This is a genomic window from Streptomyces sp. NRRL B-1347 (genome assembly GCF_000720325.1).
GTDB lineage: Bacteria > Actinomycetota > Actinomycetes > Streptomycetales > Streptomycetaceae > Streptomyces.
Genome location: NZ_JOJM01000042.1, coordinates 44382 through 62391 on the forward strand (window position 1 = coordinate 44382; position 18010 = coordinate 62391).

The window sequence follows — 18010 nt, forward strand, 5'->3', positions numbered from 1 at the left end:
ACGCCGAAAGTCCGGCTGGCCAGTACGAATGCGACACTTGCGCGGCGGCTGGTCCGGCTGTGACCGCCGCGGAGCACGGTGAGGCACAGGCTGTGGGAGGCAACGGATGGACGAGGCACGGGCACGGAAGGTCCTGGGCGGCGCGGGGCTCGCGGCGCGCCCCGAAGCGGGCGCCGAGCTCCTCGCCCTCGGTGAGAACGCGGTGTTCGCCGTGGGCGGCCTGGTGGTCAAGGTCGGCCGGGACGCGCCCGAGCTGCTCGACCGGGCGCGGCGCGAACTCGCCGTCGCCGCGTGGCTGCGGGACGCCGGGGTGCCCGCCGTACGGGCCGCCGAGGACGAGCCGCGGCTCGTCGAGGGCCACCCGGTGACGGTCTGGCACCGCCTGCCCGCGGCGGTGCGGCCCGCGCGCCCCGGTGACCTGGCCGCACTCCTGCGGCTCGTGCACGCCCTGCCCGCGCCCCCCTTCGAGCTGCCGCGGCGCGAGCTGCTCGGGGGTGTGGAGCGGTGGCTGCGGCTCGCCGGGGACGCGATCGACCCCGCCGACGCGGACTACCTCCGGGAGCGCAGGGACGGGTTCGCGGCGGCGGCCGCCGCGCTCGTGCCCCGGCTCGCGCCGGGGCCGATCCACGGGGACGCGCTGCCGCGCAACGTCCTGGTGGGCCCGGAGGGGCCCGTCCTGGTCGACCTGGAGACCTTCTCCTCGGACTTCCGCGAGCACGATCTGGTCGTCATGGCGCTGTCCCGCGACCGGTACGGGCTCGGGGACGACGCGTACGACGAGTTCACCCGGGAGTACGGGTGGGACGTGCGGGAGTGGGAGGGGTGCGGGGTGCTGCGCGGGGCACGGGAGACCGCGAGCTGTGCCTGGGTGGCTCAGCACGCGCCCGCCAACGAGCGGGCGTTGGCCGAATTCCGCCGCCGCGTGGCCTCGCTTCGCGAGGGCGACACCGAGGTCCGCTGGCACCCGTTCTAAACCCTCGCGGGTGCGCCCCGCTGTGTCCATCAGCACGCTCCGCGCGCGGGCGCCCCTTCCCGCTCCTGGGGCGCCGCCCCAGACCCCGCTCCTCAAACGCCGGAGAGGCTGGAGGTTTCAGCCCCGCTAGGGCACGCGGGCCGGCTCTCGGAGGGGCCAGGTGCCGTCGACCACTGCCGTGGGGTCGCCCTTGCGGCGGAGGAAGGATTGGAAGTCCGCGGCCCACTCCGCGTACCACTCCACCTGGCGTCGGTGCAGCTCCGCCGGGCCGAGGTCGGCGACCTTGGCGTGGCGGTCGGCTATCGCGCGGGCGAGCCGCGCCGCGGCGAGGGCGTCGGACGAGGCGTCGTGGGCGGACTCCAGGACCACGCCGTACTCCCGGCAGACCGCTTCCAGATTGCGCTTGCCACGGCGGTAGCGGTCCACCGAGCGGTCGATGGCGTACGGGTCGATCACTGGCGCGGGGTCGGCCCCGCCGAGCCGGTCCCGCAGGGAGGCGAGCCCGTGCCGGCGCAGCTCGGCGGCCAGCAGGGTGAGGTCGAACGCCGCGTTGTACGCGACGACCGGGACGCCCGAGCGCCAGGCGGAGACCAGGACCTCGGCGATCGCGTCGGCGACCTCCGCGCCGGGCCGTCCCTCGGCGGCCGCCCGCTCGTCGGTGATGCCGTGCACGGCCACCGCGTCCGGCGGTATCGGCACGCCCGGATCGGCGAGCCACTCGCGGCGGCCCAGCTCCTGCCCGGCCCTGACCTCGACCACCGCCCCCGTGACGATCCGCGCCTCGTGCGGATCCGTGCCCGTCGTCTCCAGGTCGAAGCCGATCAGCAGCTCCCGGTGCCAGCCCATGGCCGCCCCCTTCGTCGTGGTGCGTTCCCCCAATGGCCTCCACGATCCCATGCGCCACTGACAATCAGATGGCCGGATTCCGCTACCGCGCCGGGAGGCCGCCCTACGACACCGGACGCGAGTCCGCCCAGGCCGTCTCGAACTCCTCCCGGTACGTCGCGAAAAGGCCGTGCTCGCCTAGGTCGTCCGCCTTGACCACCCGGCCGCCGCCGCGCAGCACCAGGACCGGCGCCTCCATGCCGCGCGTGCGCCGCAGATAGGACTGGACGACGGCGATGCCGTCCGAGCCGTCGCCGTCGACGAGGTAGGCCGTGAAGCGCGGGGTCTCGTCGAAGACCTGGATCTCGAAGGCGCCGGGGTCCCGGAGCCGCGACCGCACGCGCCGCATGTGGAGGATGTTCGACTCGACGGCCCGGCCCAGCTCGCCCCGCTTCAGACCCAGTTCGCGCTCCCGGCGCTTGACCGCGCTGCTCGCCGGGTTCAGGAAGAGCAGCCGGACCCGGCAGCCGGACTCGGCGAGGCGCACCAGACGGCGGCCCGAGAAGTTCTGCACGAGCAGGTTGAGGCCTATGCCGATCGCGTCGACGCGCCGGGCGCCGCCGAAGAGGTCCTCCGCGGGGAACTGCCGGAGCAGCCGGACCCGGTCCGCGTGCACGCCCACGACGTCCGCGTACCGGTCGCCGACGAGCTGCTCCACGGCGTCGACCGGAAGGCGCCGCGCGGAGGGCGCGTCCGAGCCCGCGCCGAGTATCTCCAGCAGGCGCGCGGAGGCGCGCTCGGCCTGGGCCAGGACCGTCGGGGACAGGGCGCGGTTGCGCGAGACCACGTTGCGGGTGACCTCCAGCTCGTCCAGGGCCAGTTCGACCTCGCGCCGGTCGTCGAGGTAGGGCTCGAAGCACGGCCAGTGCTGGACGACCAGCTCGCGCAGTTGCGGCAGCGTGAGGAAGCTCAGGACGTTGTCGTCGGCCGGGTCCAGGAGGTAGCCCTTGCGGCGGCTCACCTCGCGCACGGCGACGGCCCGCTGCACCCACTCCTGCCCCGCGGGTCCCGCTGCGGCGACCACCCAGTCGTCCGCGTGGACGGGTTCGTAGACGGGGCGCAGAACAGCGGCCACGACCGCGCGCAGCCGCTGTTCCACGAGGTTCAGCCAGATGTAGGCCCGCCCGGCCCGCTGGGCGCGCGTACGCACCTCGCGCCAGGCGTCGGCGTCCCAGTCCAGTTCGGGTCCGATCTGGGACACCGGTTCCATCGGCCGTGCCAACGACACCGCCGAGGGCGGGACGTCCGCGGAGCTCCCCTCGTGACCCTCGTCACCAGGGGGCAGCTCCCGCCCCTCCGAGCTCACCCGTGCACCGCCTTCCGCTCCCCCGGGCTCTCCCCCAGCCAACGATCAAGGAAGGGTACTCCGGGACCGGCGGGCGGTGCAGCCGGATGGGCAGGGTCGTGCGGCAACTTCAGGTTCGCGGCCGTCCGTTCACACCGGACAGGTCCTGCGGAGTGAGCGGGTTCATGGCCGTCACGTCGCGCGGGGCCAGCGAGAAGCCCTGCCAGTGGACCGGCATGGGCTGCTGGTCCTCGTCCCGGGCGATGTGGTGGAAGCCGATGTTGACCCAGCTGATGGGGTGCTTCAGGGTCTCGCCGTTCGACCACTTGTCGACGCTGCCCGGGTAGCCGTTGGGGCACCCGATGTTGTTGCTCGCGTACTGCTCGCACTTCTTGTACTCGGTGAAGAACACGTCGTGCCGTGTGAACGGCCGTCCCGCGTGCTTCTGGCTGGCCCCGGGCACGAACTCGTAGCTGCGGGGGTGGCCGTCCTTGTTCTTGCCCGCCGTGCTCACCATGCGCCACCAGCGCATGTCCTGGCGGTCGCCCGCGAGCTCCTTGGTGATGGGCGTGCGGGTCGTCTTCGTGGTGGGGCTGCCCCGGCCGGCCGGCGGGGTGACCTTGGAGTCGTACTGCTCGACCTTGGACTTGGGCGAGCCGTCCAGGCCGAAGTTGAGCCGCCAGAAGACGTTGTGCGAGTGGCTCTCGGCCTTGGCCTGGTCACCCTTGCCGATGGGCCAGCCGCGGTCGTCGCCGCCGTCGAAGTCGTACGGCGACAGGCTGCCGGTGGCGCCCACGTTGGACGTGATGGTGCCGTCCGACGAGAACCGCCACTCGGTGATGTACTCGTACCAGGAGGCCTTGTTGACGGTGTAGACGAGCAGGTCCTTGCCCTGGGCCGCGTAGACCTTGCCGCTGCCGCCGGTGCTCGCGTCGTTGTTGAGACGGTAGGCGTGCCCCCGCGCGCGGGTGGTGGTGCACAGGCCCGGGACGTTCCCCCCGTCCGGGACCTTCACCGTCTTGATGGTGCCGCCGGGGCACTCGCTCGTCTTGAGCTTCTGCAGCCGCCTGCCGAAGTCCGTGCCCGTGACGTCGTCGAACTCGGCTTCACCGTCGTCGTAGGGCACGTGGATCTGCGCGAGGCGGGCGCTGGTGAGCACCGGGATGGGCTTGGGCTCGCTCTTGGGCTGGTAGCTGATCTTGTCGAGGATGAGCCCGGAGTACGTGTTGTAGTGCCAGCACATGCGCCAGGTCGTGCCGCCGTCGAGGGTCTGCTCGATGCGGTAGTCGGCGCTGCAGTCGGCCGCGGGCGCCTGCGGGGCGGCCTTGGGGGCCGCGGTGGCGGGGCCCGCGGTGGTTATCGCGGCTCCCAGGAGCGCGGAGACCGCAAGGGCCGTACCGGCCGCCTTGCGGGCGCGCGGGAATCTCTTGCCGTGCGAGACGTGCATGCGAAGAAGGCTCCTTCAGTGAGGAGGTAGACGTGTGGATGCCCTGGGCGGGCGGTCAGCGGAGCCGGCCCACGTGGCGGTCGCTGAGGTCGACGACGAAGGCCCGGGTGTCGATCCACGGACCGTTCTTGACCTTGGCCACGACCTGCATGCAGCGGTGCTTGCCGCAGTCCTGGAGGTCGGAGGGGACGCTGTCGAGGGTCTCCTTGCGGAAGACGAACCCGCTCAGGTCCAGGTCCCCGGGGCCTTCCAGCTTCTTGCCGGTGGCCTTCTTGTAGTCCTCCCGCAGGCCCTTGCCGTGCTCGTCGGCGATCAGCAGCTGAGCGGCCTCGTTCAGCTCCTCCTCGCTGGGCGGCGGCTGGACGTCCTGGGCCGTGTTGGTCGACTCGACCTTGCCGGTCTTCAGGTTCACCGTCTTCGCGACGACGGCGTCCTTCTTGTAGTCGTAGTAGACGATCTCGGCCCGGCGCGCCGCGTCGTCCCCGGTCGCCCCCGGCTCGTTCTCCGCGAGGTTCGTGGACAGGCGCTCCGGCCCCCTGTCGCCCTCCACGTCCCGTGCGCTGGAGCGCAGGCCGTTGCTGTCCAGGGCTATCTTCTGGGCCCGCTCGGTCTCGGCGTCGGTCAGCGGGTCGCTGCCGACCCCCTCGGAGCCCTCGTCGGGCGCGGCCTCCACCCGGCCGTCCGGTGCCACGGCGTCCTGGCGCGAGGAGCCCGCGGCCGTGCTGCGGTCGGACTCCCCCGCCCCCGCCTGGTCGGGCAGCGTGACGGCCACGAGCGCCGCGGTGGCCGCCACGGCGAGGGCACCCCCCGCCACGACCTTCCCGAGGTGACGTCTGACTAGCTTGCGCACATCCTCCCCCAATCTCCCCTGATGGGCCCAATTCATGGGCATGTCGAGTATGTGGTCAGTCGGTTAGACGGGCTCAACTCCTTTGTGGTTGCCCCACTTTCGAGCACACTCTGGCCAAGGCAGCCCCCACGGGAGTGACGAGCGTGGAAGAGTCGACGACATGCAGGTCTGGCCTGGGCAGGCGTATCCCCTCGGCGCCGCGTACGACGGCGCCGGTACGAACTTCGCGGTCTTCTCCGAGGCCGCGGACCGCGTCGAACTGTGCTTGCTGCACGACGACGGCTCGGAGACGGCGGTGGAGCTCCGCGAGTCCGACGGCTTCGTGCGGCACGCGTACCTCCCCGGCGTCATGCCGGGCCAGCGGTACGGCTTCCGCGTGCACGGCCCGTACGAACCCGCGCGCGGGCAGCGCTGCAATTCGGCGAAGCTCCTCCTCGACCCGTACGCGCTCGCGGTGGGCGGCGCGGTGGACTGGGGCGAGGAGGTGTACGGCTACCGCTTCGGCGCCCCGGACAAGCGCAACGACCTGGACTCCGCGCCGCACATGATGACCTCGGTGGTGGTCAACCCGTACTTCGACTGGGGCGACGACCGCCCGCCGCGCACGCCGTACAACGAGACCGTGATCTACGAGGCCCATGTGAAGGGCCTGACGATGCTGCACCCGGAGCTGCCGGACGAGCTGCGCGGAACCTACGCGGCCCTCGCGCACCCGGCGGTCATCGAGCACCTGACGCGGCTCGGCGTGACCGCCCTGGAGCTGATGCCGGTCCACCAGTTCGTGAACGACCACCGGCTCGTCGACATGGACCTCAACAACTACTGGGGCTACAACACGATCGGCTTCTTCGCCCCGCACAACGCGTACGCCTCCTGGGGCGACCGGGGCGAGCAGGTCCTGGAGTTCAAGTCGGCGGTCCGCGCGCTGCACGAGGCGGGCATCGAGGTCATCCTGGACGTGGTCTACAACCACACGGCGGAGGGCAACCACCTGGGCCCGACGCTGTCCTTCCGGGGTCTCGACAACGCCTCGTACTACCGCCTCGTGGAGGACGATCCGGCGTACTACATGGACACCACGGGCACCGGCAACTCGCTGCTCATGCGCAATCCGCACGTGCTCCAGCTGATCATGGACTCGCTGCGGTACTGGGTCACCGAGATGCACGTGGACGGCTTCCGCTTCGACCTCGCGGCGACGCTCGCGCGGCAGTTCCACGAGGTGGACCGGCTCTCCTCGTTCTTCGACCTGGTGCAGCAGGACCCGGTGGTGAGCCAGGTGAAGCTGATCGCCGAGCCCTGGGACGTCGGCGAGGGCGGCTACCAGGTGGGCAACTTCCCGCCGCTGTGGACGGAGTGGAACGGCAAGTACCGCGACACCGTGCGGGACCTGTGGCGCGGCGAGCCGCGCACCCTCGCGGAGTTCGCCTCGCGGCTCACCGGCTCGTCGGACCTGTACCAGGGCGACGGCCGCCGTCCGCTCGCCTCGATCAACTTCGTGACCTGCCACGACGGCTTCACCCTGCACGACCTGGTGGCGTACAACGACAAGCACAACGACGCCAACGGCGAGGACAACCAGGACGGCGAGAGCCACAACCGCTCCTGGAACTGCGGTGTCGAGGGCGACACCGACGACCCCGGCGTCCTCGCCCTGCGCGCCCGGCAGCTGCGGAACTTCCTCGCCACGCTGATGCTGTCCCAGGGCGTGCCGATGCTCAGCCACGGCGACGAGTTCGCCCGCACCCAGGGCGGCAACAACAACGCGTACTGCCAGGACAACGAGGTCGCCTGGGTGTGCTGGCCCGAGGGCGAGAGCACCCTCCTGGAGTTCACGCGCGCGATGGCGTGGCTCAGGCGCGACCATCCGGTGTTCCGCAGGCGCCGGTTCTTCCACGGCCGTCCCGTCGAGGGCACCCACGACGAGCTGTCGGACATCTCCTGGTTCACGCCGGAGGGCGAGGAGATGGCTCAGGAGGACTGGGGCGCGGCCCAGGCGCGGGCTCTGACGGTGTTCCTCAACGGCAACGCGATCTCCGAGCCGGGGCCGCGCGGCGAGCGGATCACCGACGACTCGTTCCTGCTGATGTTCAACGCGTCCCCGGACCCGCTGGAGTTCGTGGTGCCGGTCAACCAGGGCCAGCAGTGGCAGGTGGTGGTCGACACGGCCCGCGAGGAAGGGGTGCCGCCGGGGACGGGGGTGAAGGTGCGGGCGGGCGAGCGCGTGACGCTGACCGACCGGAGCCTCACGGTGCTGCAGCGCCCGGCGTAGGCGCGTCGGCGGCGTCGGCCACGCGCGCGTGGCCGACGTGGCCGACGCGCTCGACCGCGAGCGCCTCCGGGCGGGCCGCCAGGGCGATGGCGAAGGCGACCACGGCGGCCGCGCTGCCGAGCGCGAACGCGGCGCCCGCGCCGTGGGCTTCGGCGAGCCGCCCGGCCACGGCGAGCGTGACCGCCTGGCCGCCGACGAAGGCGCTCGCCGCCCACGTCATGCCCTCGGCGAGCCGCGGCCGGGGCACGGCCCGCTCGGTCAGCGCGAAGCCGGTGACGAGGTTCGGGGCGTAGACCGCGCCGAAGACCGTCACGACGGCGTACAGGGCCGGCAGGCTGTCCGTCCACACCAGCGGCAGCGACAGGAGCGCGGCGGCCGCCGTGGCGGCGCGCCAGCGGCCGTGCAGCCCGAAGCGGTCCGGCAGCGCGGCCATGGAAAGGCCCGCGACGGCGCTCATGACGCCCATCGCGGCATAGACCAGACCCGCGTGGCCCGGCGCGCCGAGCTCATCGGTGAGCGCCGCGATCCCGGCCCCGCAGGCGCCCAGCAGGACGCCCAGGAAGACGAGTCCGACGCGGACGACGTACACCGCGCGCGGGAGCGCGGAGTGCGCCTCCCGCGCGCGGGAGGCGGCAGCCGGGGCGGCCGCCCGTGCCGTCGGGTGCAGCGCGAAGCCGGTGCCGCAGACCGCGACCAGGAGGGCCGCGACGGCGAACGCGTACGCCGGGTGGCCCGCGACCGCGGCGAGGCCGACCAGGGCGGGCCCGAGCACGAAGGACAGCTCGTCCATCGTGGACTCCAGGGACAGCGCGGTGTTGACGAGCCCCGGGGGCGCGTCCCCGCGGCGCAGCAGCGCCACGACGCGGGCGCGGGCCAGCGGGCCGATCCCGGGCACGCTCGCGCCCGCCAGGGCCGCGAGGACCAGCAGCACGGGCGTGGGCGGCCGCAGCAGGGCGCCGAGCGCGCAGGCGGCCACGGCGACGGCGTTGAGCGCGGCGAAGGCGAGGACGACCGGCCGCTGCCCGCGCCGGTCGGCGAGCCGCCCGACGAACGGCCCCGCGGTCACCTGCCCCAGGGCGAGGGCGCAGGCGACGGCTCCGCCGGTCGCGAGCGACCCGCTGGTCTCGGCGACCAGGAGCACGCTGCCGAACTGGATCACGGCCACGGGCAGCCGGCCGAGGAACGAGAGCACCGGCAGCGCCGCCCCGGTGATCGCGAGCGCGTCCCCGTAGGCGTCGGCCGTGCGCCGGATCCGGCCGCGACGGCCGCCCCGCCCGTACCGCCCCTTCTCAGTCATCGTCGGACGCTATCGACGCTCCTGCGAACCCGCGCATGCGTCGAAGGCACGAAAGCCGCCCAGGCGGGTACGTACGTTCGCATGACGTCTCCGCGCCCCGCGCCCGATGTCCCGCAGCCGCCCACCGCCACGTACCGGCTGCAGCTGTGTCCGGAGTTCCCGTTCGCGGCGGCCGAGGCGGCGGTGCCCTACCTGGCCGCCCTCGGGGTCTCGCACCTGCATCTGTCGCCGGTCCTGGAGGCGGTACCCGGCTCCGCGCACGGCTACGACGTCGTGGACCACGCGCGCGTGCGGGGCGAGCTGGGCGGCGAGGCGGGGCTGCGGGCGCTCGCGGGCACGGCGCGGGCGGCCGGGCTCGGCCTGGTCGTGGACATCGTGCCGAACCACATGGCGGCGGACCCGGTGCACAACCGCGCGCTGTGGGAGGTCCTCCGCGACGGGCCCGCGTCGCCGTACGCGCGCTGGTTCGACGTCGACTGGGCGGCGGGCGGCGGCAAGCTGCTGCTGCCCGTCCTCGCCCACCGAGTCGGCGCGGACCTCGCGCACCTGCGCGTCGACGGCGGCGTGCTGCGCTATCACGACCGGGTGTTCCCGCTGCGCACGGGCACCGAGCGGCTGCCGCTGCCGCGGCTGCTCGACGCGCAGTGGTACCGGCTCGGCTGGTGGCGGCTGGCCCGCACCGAGCTCAACTACCGGCGCTTCTTCACCATTTCGGACCTGATCGCCGTGCGGGTCGAGGACCCCGAGGTGTTCGACGCGACGCACGCCACGGTCCTCGGGCTGCTGGGCGACGGCGTCGTCGACGGGCTGCGCGTCGACCACCCGGACGGGCTCGCGGACCCGGGGGCTTACCTCCAGCGGCTGCACGAGGCGACGGGCGGGCGCTGGACGGTCGTCGAGAAGATCCTGGCCGACGGCGAGCGGCTGCCCGCGGCCTGGCCGGTGGCGGGCACCACCGGCTACGACGCGCTGCGGCACGTCGACGGGGTGCTCACGGACGGGGCGGGCGCGCGCGAACTGCTCAGCCGTTACCGCCGGTTCGCGGCGCCGCCCGCCGACCGCGGCGGCGACTGGCGGGCGACCGTGCGGCGCGCCGCGTACAAGGTCGTCACGCGGGAGCTGGCCGCCGAGGTGGAGCGGCTCACGCGTGCGGCGGACGCGCTGTGCGCGGCGGACCCCGGCCTGCGGGACCACGCCCCGTGGGCGCTGCGGACGGCGCTGCGGGAGCTGCTCGTGCGCCTGGAGGTCTACCGTCCGTACGCGGTCGGCGGCGCCGACCCGGCGACGGTCCTGACGGCGGGCGCGGCCGCCGAGGCCAGGGCGGTGTTCGCGGTGCCCGAGGAGGCCGAGGCGGTCGACGCGGTCCGGGACCTGGCGCTCGGCAGGCGGGGGGACGGGGAGCGGTGCGCGGAGTTCCGGGCGCGGTTCGCGCAGACGGCGGCGGCGCTGCGGGCCAAGTCCGTGGAGGACACGGCGTTCTACCGGCACGTGCCGCTCCTGTCGGCGTCCGAGGTGGGCGCCGAGCCGGGGCGGCCCGCGCTGGACGTGGCGGAGTTCCACGCGTACTGCGCGCGCGTGCGGCGCGACTGGCCGTACTCGGGCACGGTCCTGACGACCCACGACACCAAGCGCAGCGCCGAGGTGCGGGCGGGCATCAGCGTCCTGACGCAGGCTCCCGGGCGGTGGGACGCGCTGCTCGCCGAGGTGACGCGGCAGACCGCGCGCGCGGGCGGCACCCGGGCGCCCGACCCCCAACTGGCCTGGGCGGCCTGGCAGACGGCGGTGGGATTCGCCCCGGCCGCGCGCGGCGAGCCCGACGGCGGCAGTGATTCCGGGGGCCGCGGTGAGTCCGAGGGCCGCGGTGAGTCCGGGGGCTACGGTCGGCGGCTTCAGGAGGCCCTCCTGAAGCACGTGCGGGAGGCGGGCCTGCACACCAGCTGGACGGAGCGCGACGAGGGCTACGAGGGCGCCGTGACGGCGTTCCTCGCGGCGGGTCCGTGCGGGCCGCCGCTGGACACGGTCGCCGCGTTCGCGGCCGAACTCGCCCCGCACGCGCGCGTGAACGTCCTCAGCGGCACGCTGCTGCACCTGACGATGCCGGGGGTGCCCGACCTCTACCAGGGCACGGAGCGGGCCTTCCACGCCCTGGTGGACCCCGACAACCGCCGCCCCGCCAGCTTCGACACGGGCCTGCTGGAGGGGCTCGGCGCGCGCCGGGACTCCTGGGACCTGTCGGACGAGAAGCTCGCGGTCACCGCGGCGGCGCTGCGGCTGCGCGCGCGGCGCCCCGGCCTGTTCGGCGGCGGGAGCACGTACGAGCCGCTCGCGGCGACCGGGCCGCGCGCGGCGCACTGCGTGGCCTACTGCCGCTCCGGGGGCGTGGTGGTGGCCGTGACGCGGCTCTCGCTGCGCCTCGCGGAAGCGGGCGGCTGGCGGGACACCGCGCTCGCGCTGCCGCGGGGGGCGTGGGCCGATCTGCTCACGCCGGGGCGCGAGTTCGATGGCAGCACGCGCGTGAGCGATCTGCTCACGCCGCTTCCGGTGGCTCTTTTGGAGCGTGTTTGACGGCGGGCGCCAGGAGCGTGCGCCGAGCGGAACGTGGCATACCGCCTAGTGGGTGGGACGCAAGGAGCGAGCGGAGCCGTGTGTACCGGGGGTGGACCCCGTGGAGCCCGTCCACCGGGTGCTTGACACCCGTACCGTCGCGTGGCGTACTGCGGATTGCGTCAGCGGACCAGTCGGGGGTGAGTCAACTGGCGGCGAACCGCTATCCCAGTGTTCCCGAACTCGTCGTGTCCGCACGGGAGCTGGCGGCTCACCGTCCTGATCTGTGCACGCTGCGCCAGGTCGGCGTCTCACGCGCGGGCCGCCCCCTGCACCTGCTGTCCGTCGGGCACGCCCCGCGCGCGGTGCTCGTGGTGGCGGGCGCGCACGCCAACGAACCCACCGGGGGCTCGACCCTCGTCGCCCTGGCCGAGTGGTCGGTGCGCGACCCCGCGCTGCGGGCCGACACGTCGTGGCACTTCCTGCTGTGCGCGGACCCGGACGGCGCGAGCCTGCACCGCACCCCGGCGCCGCGCACCCTCCTGGACTACCACCGGCACTTCTTCCGCCCGGCGGGCCCCGAGCAGCCCGAGTGGTCGCCGTCCGTGCTCCCGCCGGACCGCCTGCCGCCCGAGACCCGCGCCCTGAAGGGCGTCATCGACGAACTGCGGCCCTACTTGCAGGTGTCGCTGCACTGCACCGACCTGGGCGGCAGCTGGGTGCAGCTGACCCGGGACATCCCCGGGCTCGCCGCGCCCTTCGCCGCGTCGGCCGCGCGCCTGGGCATCCCGGTGGAGACCGGCGCGTCGGACGCGGCGGGCTGGCCCGTGTCGGGGCCCGGCGTACACGTGTTGCCGGGGCCCGGCTCCGCGGCCGCCTATCCGAGCCTGCCGGAGGACGCCCGGCACACCACCTGGCACCACGCGCACCGCTACGGCGGCGTGACGGCCATCGTGGAGGTGCCGATGTGGGCGAGCGACATGGTGGACGACATGGCGGTGCACCCGGCGCCCCGGGCCGCCCTGCGCGGCTTCGCGCGGCGGCTCCGGCACGACGCGGGCCTGGTGGAGGACGTGCTCGGCGACGCGCTGCCCCGCCTCCCGGGCGCGGACGGGCCGCTGTTGCGGGCGGCCCGGTGGGCGCTCGGCCTGGTGCCGGGGCTCGCCGACGACTGGGGGCACCTGCCGCCCGCCGGGACGTCGATGGCGTACATCGGCAGCGTGGACGCCTTCGGGCGGCGGCTTCCGCTGCGGGCGGCCGCGATGCTCCTGCGGGTCCTCCAGGAGGCCGACGACCGGGCGGCGCCCCGTCTCGACCATCTGGTGACGCAGTGGAGCGAGGCGTTCGCCGACCGGTTCAAGGCCCGCTGGGTGCCGCTGGAGCGCCAGGTGGAGCACCAGGCGCGGACGACGGTGGAAGCGGCCCGGCACGCGCGCGTACGGGACGTGTGACGCCCGTACGCGCGCGTACGGGACGACGCCCGGCACGCGCGCGTACGGGGCGCATGCCGCGGCGGGGCCGTGCGCGGGGCGGGACCGGGGCTGCGGCCCTCAGGCCGCCGCGAGGCAGAACGCCATGTGGCCGAAGGAGACCTGGTCCCCGGCCTGCACGACGGCCGCGCCGATCACCCGGCGGCCGTTGACGGACGTGCCGTTCGTGGAGCCGAGGTCGCGCAGGACCCACAGGCCGCCCTGGTGGATCAGCTCGGCGTGGACGCGCGAGACCGTGTCGTGGCTCAGCCGCAGGCCGTTCGCCGGGTCCCGGCCGATGCGCAGCGGATACGCGCCCGGCGCCGGGAGCAGCAGCTTGGGCAGCTTCTCCGCCTGCCAGGCACGGCGCAGCTGCACACCGAAGCCGGAGACCGCGCCGACGGTGGAGAGCACGAGCCGCGTCCAGCGCTTCTGCGTACGCAGATCGGCGGTGAGGACGGCCAGTTCCTGCCGCTTGCGGGCGGCGAGCGCCAGCTCCATGCGGCGGACGAACGTGTCGTGCGAGAGGCGGCCGAGTGCCGCACCCTCCCTGAGCACCTCCAGGGCCTGCTCCCGCTCGGCGTCGGTCACCCGTCCCGCCTGTGTGTCGTACTCGGGGGAAGCCGCGGAAGGAAGGGTCACGCTGACGATTGTCGGCCAGCTCAGGCCGGGTGTCCAGAATCGGCCGAACTCCTCCGCCGCGATCACTTCTGGCGCACCATGGAGGCACGGCGACACAGGGGCCAACGAGGGGGGCTGCCGGTGAGGTTCGAGGTGTGGGCACCACGCGCGGAGCGGGTCGACCTCGTCCTGGAGGGGACGGGACCGCACGGAGGCGCGGAGGACGGCACGGGCGCGGCGGGAACCACGCGCGCGTTGGCGCGCGATCCGGAGCGCCCCGGGTGGTGGTCCGTGGAGGCACCGGCCGGGGACGGCACCCGCTACGGCTACGCGCTCGACGGCGGCCCCGTGCTGCCCGACCCGCGCTCGCCCCGGCAGCCGGACGGGCCCGACGCCCCCAGTGCCGTGGTCGAGCACGAGCGGTTCGCGTGGCGGGCGCCGTGGGCCGGGCGGGGCCTGCGGGACGCGGTCCTGTACGAGCTGCACGTGGGCACGTACACGCGCGAGGGCACCCTGGACGCGGCGGCCGAGCGCCTCGGCCACCTCGTGGACCTGGGCGTCACGCACGTCGAGGTGATGCCCGTGTGCCCCTTCCCCGGACGGCACGGGTGGGGCTACGAGGGCGTTTCGCTGTGGGCCGTGCACGAGCCGTACGGCGGGCCCGACGCGCTGAAACGGTTCGTCGACGCGGCCCACGCCGCGGGCCTCGGCGTGGTCCTGGACGTGGTGCACAACCACCTGGGCCCGTCGGGGAACCATCTGCCCGCCTTCGGGCCGTACTTCACGGACACGCACCACACCCCGTGGGGCGCCGCCGTGAACCTGGACGCGCCGGGCTCGGACGAGGTCCGCGCGTACCTCGTCGGCAGCGCGCTCGCCTGGCTGCGGGACTACCGCGTGGACGCGCTGCGCCTGGACGCCGTGCACGCGCTGTGCGACACCCGGGCGCGCCCGTTCCTGGAGGAGCTGGCCACGGCCGTCGACGCGCTCGCGGGCGAGCTCGGCAGACCGCTGGGGCTCATCGCGGAGTCGGACCTGAACGACCCGCGGCTCGTCACCCCGCGCGCGAGCGGCGGCATGGGTCTTGACGCCCAGTGGAACGACGACTTCCATCACGCGCTGCACACCGTGCTCACCGGTGAGTCGCAGGGCTACTACGCGGACTTCGCCGAGGCCCCGTTCGCGGCCCTGGAGAAGACGCTGACGCACGGCTACTTCCACGACGGCACGTACTCCAGCTTCCGGGGCCGGACGCACGGGCGCCCGCTGGACCGCGGGCGCGCGCCCGCGTACCGGCTGCTCGGCTACGCGCAGACGCACGACCAGGTCGGCAACCGCGCGCAGGGCGACCGGCTCTCCGCGGCGCTCTCCCCCGGCCGGCTCGCGTGCGCGGCCGCGCTGACCCTCACGAGCCCCTTCACGCCGATGCTGTTCATGGGCGAGGAGTGGGCGGCCTCGACGCCGTGGCAGTTCTTCACCGACCACACCGACCCCGAGCTCGCCCGGGCCGTACGGGAGGGCAGGCGGCGGGAGTTCGCGGCTCACGGGTGGGCCGAGGACGCCATCCCTGATCCGCAGGACCCGGCGACGCGGGAGCGGTCCTGTCTCGACTGGGCCGAGCGGGAGAAGGGCCACCACGCGCGCGTGCTCGGCTGGTACCGCGAGCTGATCGCGCTGCGCCGGGAGCGGGGCGACCTCACCGATCCCGATCTGGCCGCGGTGCGCGTCGCCCATGACGCCAGGGCGGGCTGGTTCGCCGTGCGGCGCGGGGACCTGCGGATCGTCGTGAACCTCGCGGAGCGCGCCGTCGAGGTCCCGTTGGGCGTGCGCCACGCGCGCGTGCTCGCCGCGTGGGAGCCCGTCGAGGGCCCGGACGCGGACGGGGCCCTGCGGCTGCCCGCCGAGTCCTGCGCGGTGCTCGCTGTGGACTAGTCGGCGGCGGTGTCGGTGGCACGGCCTAGCCTGGTGGTGACTTCGAGGAGGCACGGCCATGGAACAGCGGCGGCTGGGGAGCACCGGACTCCAGGTGAGTGAACTGTGCTTCGGCGCCATGATGTTCGGCGGCGGGGCGGACGAGCGGGTCGCGCACGCGATGCTGGACGCGTTCACGGAAGCGGGCGGCACGTTCGTCGACACCGCCGACGTGTACGGGCAGGGCGTGTCGGAGGAGGTGCTCGGCCGCTGGCTCAAGGGCCGCGTGCGGGACGAACTGGTGATCGCCACCAAGGTGTTCCTGCCGCTGGGCGAGGCTCCGAACGCGCGCGGGCTAGGCCGCAAGCACGTCCTCGCGGCGGTGGACGCGAGCCTGCGCCGCCTCGGCACGGACTATGTGGACCTGTACCAGACGCACGTGTGGGACGCGCACACGCCGATCGAGGAGACCCTGTCCACGCTCGACACCCTGGTGCGGGCGGGCAAGGTCCGCTACCTCGGCGCGAGCAACCACAGCCCGGGGCAGCTCCAGAAGGTCCGCGACGTGGCCCACGCGCGCGGCTGGGAGCCGTACGTGTGCCTCCAGCCGATCTACAACCTGCTGGCGCGCGAGGCCGAGTGGGAGCTGCTCCCGCTGTGCCGCGCGGAGGGCGTCGGCGTCATTCCGTACAGCCCGCTGCACGCCGGGTGGCTCTCCGGCAAGTACCGGCGCGGCATGGCGGCGCCGCCCGAGGGCGCGCGCGGCGCCGGGTCCTGGGACGAGCGGGCCACGGAGGCGACCTGGCGGGTCGTGGACGCGGTACTGGCTCTCGCCGAGGAGACCGGGCGCACGCCCGCACAGGTGTCGCTGCGGTGGCTGCTCCAGCGGCCGGGGGTGACCGCGCCGATCGTCGGCGCGCGATCCGTGGAGCAGCTCACCGACAACCTGGGCGCGGTGGGGTGGGCTCTGGACGAGGACCAGATGCGGCGCCTCGACGAGGCGAGCGCGCGGCCGCTGCCGCCGCCGTACGACGTGCTCGCGCACTTCGCCCAGGGCTGAGCAAGGCCCCACGCACTGGCCTCAGTTGACGATGGCCATCTCGCGCGGGGTGTTGTTGAGGCGGCGGCCGCCGTCCTCCGTCACCGTGACGATGTCCTCGATGCGCACGCCGAAGCGGCCCGGCAGATAGATGCCGGGCTCCACGGAGAAGCACATGCCGGGCACGAGCGGCTGCTCCTCGCCCTCGATCATGTACGGCGGTTCGTGGGTGGTGACGCCGATGCCGTGCCCGGTGCGGTGGATGAACCGCTCGCCGTACCCGGCGTCGGTGATGACGGCGCGCGCCACGCGGTCGACCTCCTGGCAGGCGATGCCGGGGCGCACCGCGCGGCACGCGGCGTCCTGGGCCGCGCGCACCACGTCGTGCACGCGCTGCTCCTCGGCGGTCGGCTCCCCGACGTGGACGGTGCGGGAGGTGTCGGAGCCGTAGCCGTGCTTCAGGCCGCCGAAGTCGAGGACGACCGTGTCGCCGTGCTCGATGACGCGGTCGCCCGCCTCGTGGTGCGGGCTCGCGCCGTTCGGCCCGGAGCCGACGACCGTGAAGTCCACCTGCTCGTGCCCGAACCGCCGCAGCAGGTCGGCGAGGTCACCGGCGACGTCGGTCTCCTTGCGGCCCGCGAACGGCACCTTCTGGATCTCCTCGTACGTGGCGTCGGCGGCGGCTCCCGCGGCGGTGAGGCGCTCCAGCTCCGCCGCGTCCTTGACGGCCCGCAGCATCGGCAGGGCGTCGGTGAGCGCGGCGTAGGAGCTGTCGGGCAACTGCCGTTGCAGGCCGAGCAGATGCATCGCCCAGGCGTTGTCGCTCACGCCGAAGCGGCCGTCCTTGGCGAGCAGCGGCGCGGCCACGCCGTACGGGTCGACGCCGTCGGTCCAGTCGCGCAGGGTCAGCGCGGGCGCGCCCGCGGCGCGGGCGGCGTCCGGGGCCTCCAGGGTGGGCACCACGAGCACGGGGTCCTGGCCGGGGGCGAGCACGAGCAGGGTGAGCCGCTCGGTGTCGGCGGGCACGCGGTAGCCGGTCAGCCACACCAGGTCGGGTCCTGGTGCGACGAGGACGCCCGCGAGGCCCGCTTCGGCCGCGGCGCGCGCGGCGCGGTCCATCCGGGCGCGGTAGTCGTCGGCGGTGAACGGCGCGGGCGTGGCCGGGGTCATCGGGCCTCCTGAATCGTCTGCGGCAGCCGTCGGCGGCCGTGCGGCCGCGGGCTGGGATCTTCCCCAGCATCCTGCCCCCGCGCCCCGCGCCGCGCGAGCGGGTATTCCGGCCCGGCGGCCCGGTCGGCCGCGCCCCGCGTCCCGGAGCGGGGCCACCTGTTTCCGGGTGGCTGTTCCCCGCGCCCACGACTAATGGTTAGATGCGTTTCATCCATTAGTTCGAGGTCGGGCCCGGGTGCGGACAGGG

Annotated in this window: 13 protein-coding genes; 6 read left to right on the forward strand and 7 right to left on the reverse strand. The window is 74.2% G+C overall.

The window, feature by feature from the left end; genetic code table 11:
- Nucleotides 1–106 precede the first annotated feature (106 nt).
- Nucleotides 107–973, forward strand: coding sequence for a phosphotransferase enzyme family protein (locus IG74_RS0129645; RefSeq protein WP_030683636.1), 867 nt, complete (start codon nt 107–109; stop codon nt 971–973).
- 126 nt (nt 974–1099) lie between these two features.
- Here IG74_RS0129645 and IG74_RS0129650 read toward each other — a convergent pair whose 3' ends face one another.
- From IG74_RS0129650 to IG74_RS0129665, 4 genes are all read right to left on the reverse strand, one after another.
- Nucleotides 1100–1819 (reverse strand): 3'-5' exonuclease, encoded by a 720-nt coding sequence (locus IG74_RS0129650; protein ID WP_030683637.1) that lies wholly within the window; start codon nt 1817–1819, stop codon nt 1100–1102.
- A gap of 103 nt (nt 1820–1922) precedes the next feature.
- On the reverse strand, nt 1923–3164 hold the full coding sequence (locus tag IG74_RS0129655; protein ID WP_030683639.1) for an SAV2148 family HEPN domain-containing protein: 1242 nt from the start codon (nt 3162–3164) through the stop codon (nt 1923–1925).
- Nucleotides 3165–3273: 109 nt separating this feature from the next.
- A complete protein-coding gene (locus IG74_RS0129660) occupies nt 3274–4590 on the reverse strand; it encodes a copper amine oxidase (RefSeq protein ID WP_030683640.1) in 1317 nt (438 codons plus the stop codon).
- A 55-nt stretch (nt 4591–4645) separates the two neighbouring features.
- Nucleotides 4646–5383, reverse strand: a complete 738-nt coding sequence (locus tag IG74_RS0129665; protein ID WP_234334492.1) for a Tat pathway signal sequence domain protein — start codon at nt 5381–5383, stop codon at nt 4646–4648.
- Nucleotides 5384–5600: 217 nt separating this feature from the next.
- On the opposite strand from IG74_RS0129665, the gene glgX reads away from it, so the two are divergent.
- Nucleotides 5601–7712, forward strand: coding sequence for a glycogen debranching protein GlgX (gene glgX / locus IG74_RS0129670; RefSeq protein ID WP_030683642.1), 2112 nt, complete (start codon nt 5601–5603; stop codon nt 7710–7712).
- Here glgX and IG74_RS0129675 read toward each other — a convergent pair.
- On the reverse strand, nt 7687–9009 hold the full coding sequence (locus tag IG74_RS0129675; RefSeq protein ID WP_051855619.1) for an MFS transporter: 1323 nt from the start codon (nt 9007–9009) through the stop codon (nt 7687–7689). The two genes, glgX and IG74_RS0129675, sit on opposite strands and share 26 nt — an antisense overlap.
- 81 nt (nt 9010–9090) lie before the next feature.
- Here IG74_RS0129675 and treY point away from each other — a divergent pair, with 81 nt between their 5' ends.
- Nucleotides 9091–11574: a malto-oligosyltrehalose synthase gene (gene treY / locus IG74_RS0129680; protein WP_030683646.1), complete on the forward strand. Its 2484-nt coding sequence runs from the start codon at nt 9091–9093 to the stop codon at nt 11572–11574.
- 179 nt (nt 11575–11753) lie between these two features.
- Entirely contained in the window at nt 11754–13004 is a 1251-nt protein-coding gene (locus IG74_RS0129685) for a M14 family zinc carboxypeptidase (RefSeq protein ID WP_030683648.1), read from the forward strand.
- A 99-nt stretch (nt 13005–13103) separates the two neighbouring features.
- Here IG74_RS0129685 and IG74_RS0129690 read toward each other — a convergent pair whose 3' ends face one another.
- Nucleotides 13104–13664 (reverse strand): DUF1707 and FHA domain-containing protein, encoded by a 561-nt coding sequence (locus IG74_RS0129690; RefSeq protein WP_037826240.1) that lies wholly within the window; start codon nt 13662–13664, stop codon nt 13104–13106.
- Between the two features lie 120 nt (nt 13665–13784).
- On the opposite strand from IG74_RS0129690, the gene treZ reads away from it, so the two are divergent.
- Both treZ and IG74_RS0129700 read left to right on the forward strand, forming a co-directional pair.
- Nucleotides 13785–15575, forward strand: coding sequence for a malto-oligosyltrehalose trehalohydrolase (gene treZ / locus IG74_RS0129695; protein ID WP_030683652.1), 1791 nt, complete (start codon nt 13785–13787; stop codon nt 15573–15575).
- A gap of 58 nt (nt 15576–15633) precedes the next feature.
- The gene (locus tag IG74_RS0129700) at nt 15634–16614 is read left to right on the forward strand and encodes an aldo/keto reductase (RefSeq protein ID WP_030683654.1); all 981 of its coding nucleotides are present in this window, start codon (nt 15634–15636) and stop codon (nt 16612–16614) included.
- Nucleotides 16615–16635: 21 nt separating this feature from the next.
- Here the strand turns inward: IG74_RS0129700 and IG74_RS0129705 are convergent, their stop codons facing one another.
- On the reverse strand, nt 16636–17763 hold the full coding sequence (locus IG74_RS0129705; protein WP_030683655.1) for an aminopeptidase P family protein: 1128 nt from the start codon (nt 17761–17763) through the stop codon (nt 16636–16638).
- Between the last annotated feature and the right edge of the window lie 247 nt (nt 17764–18010).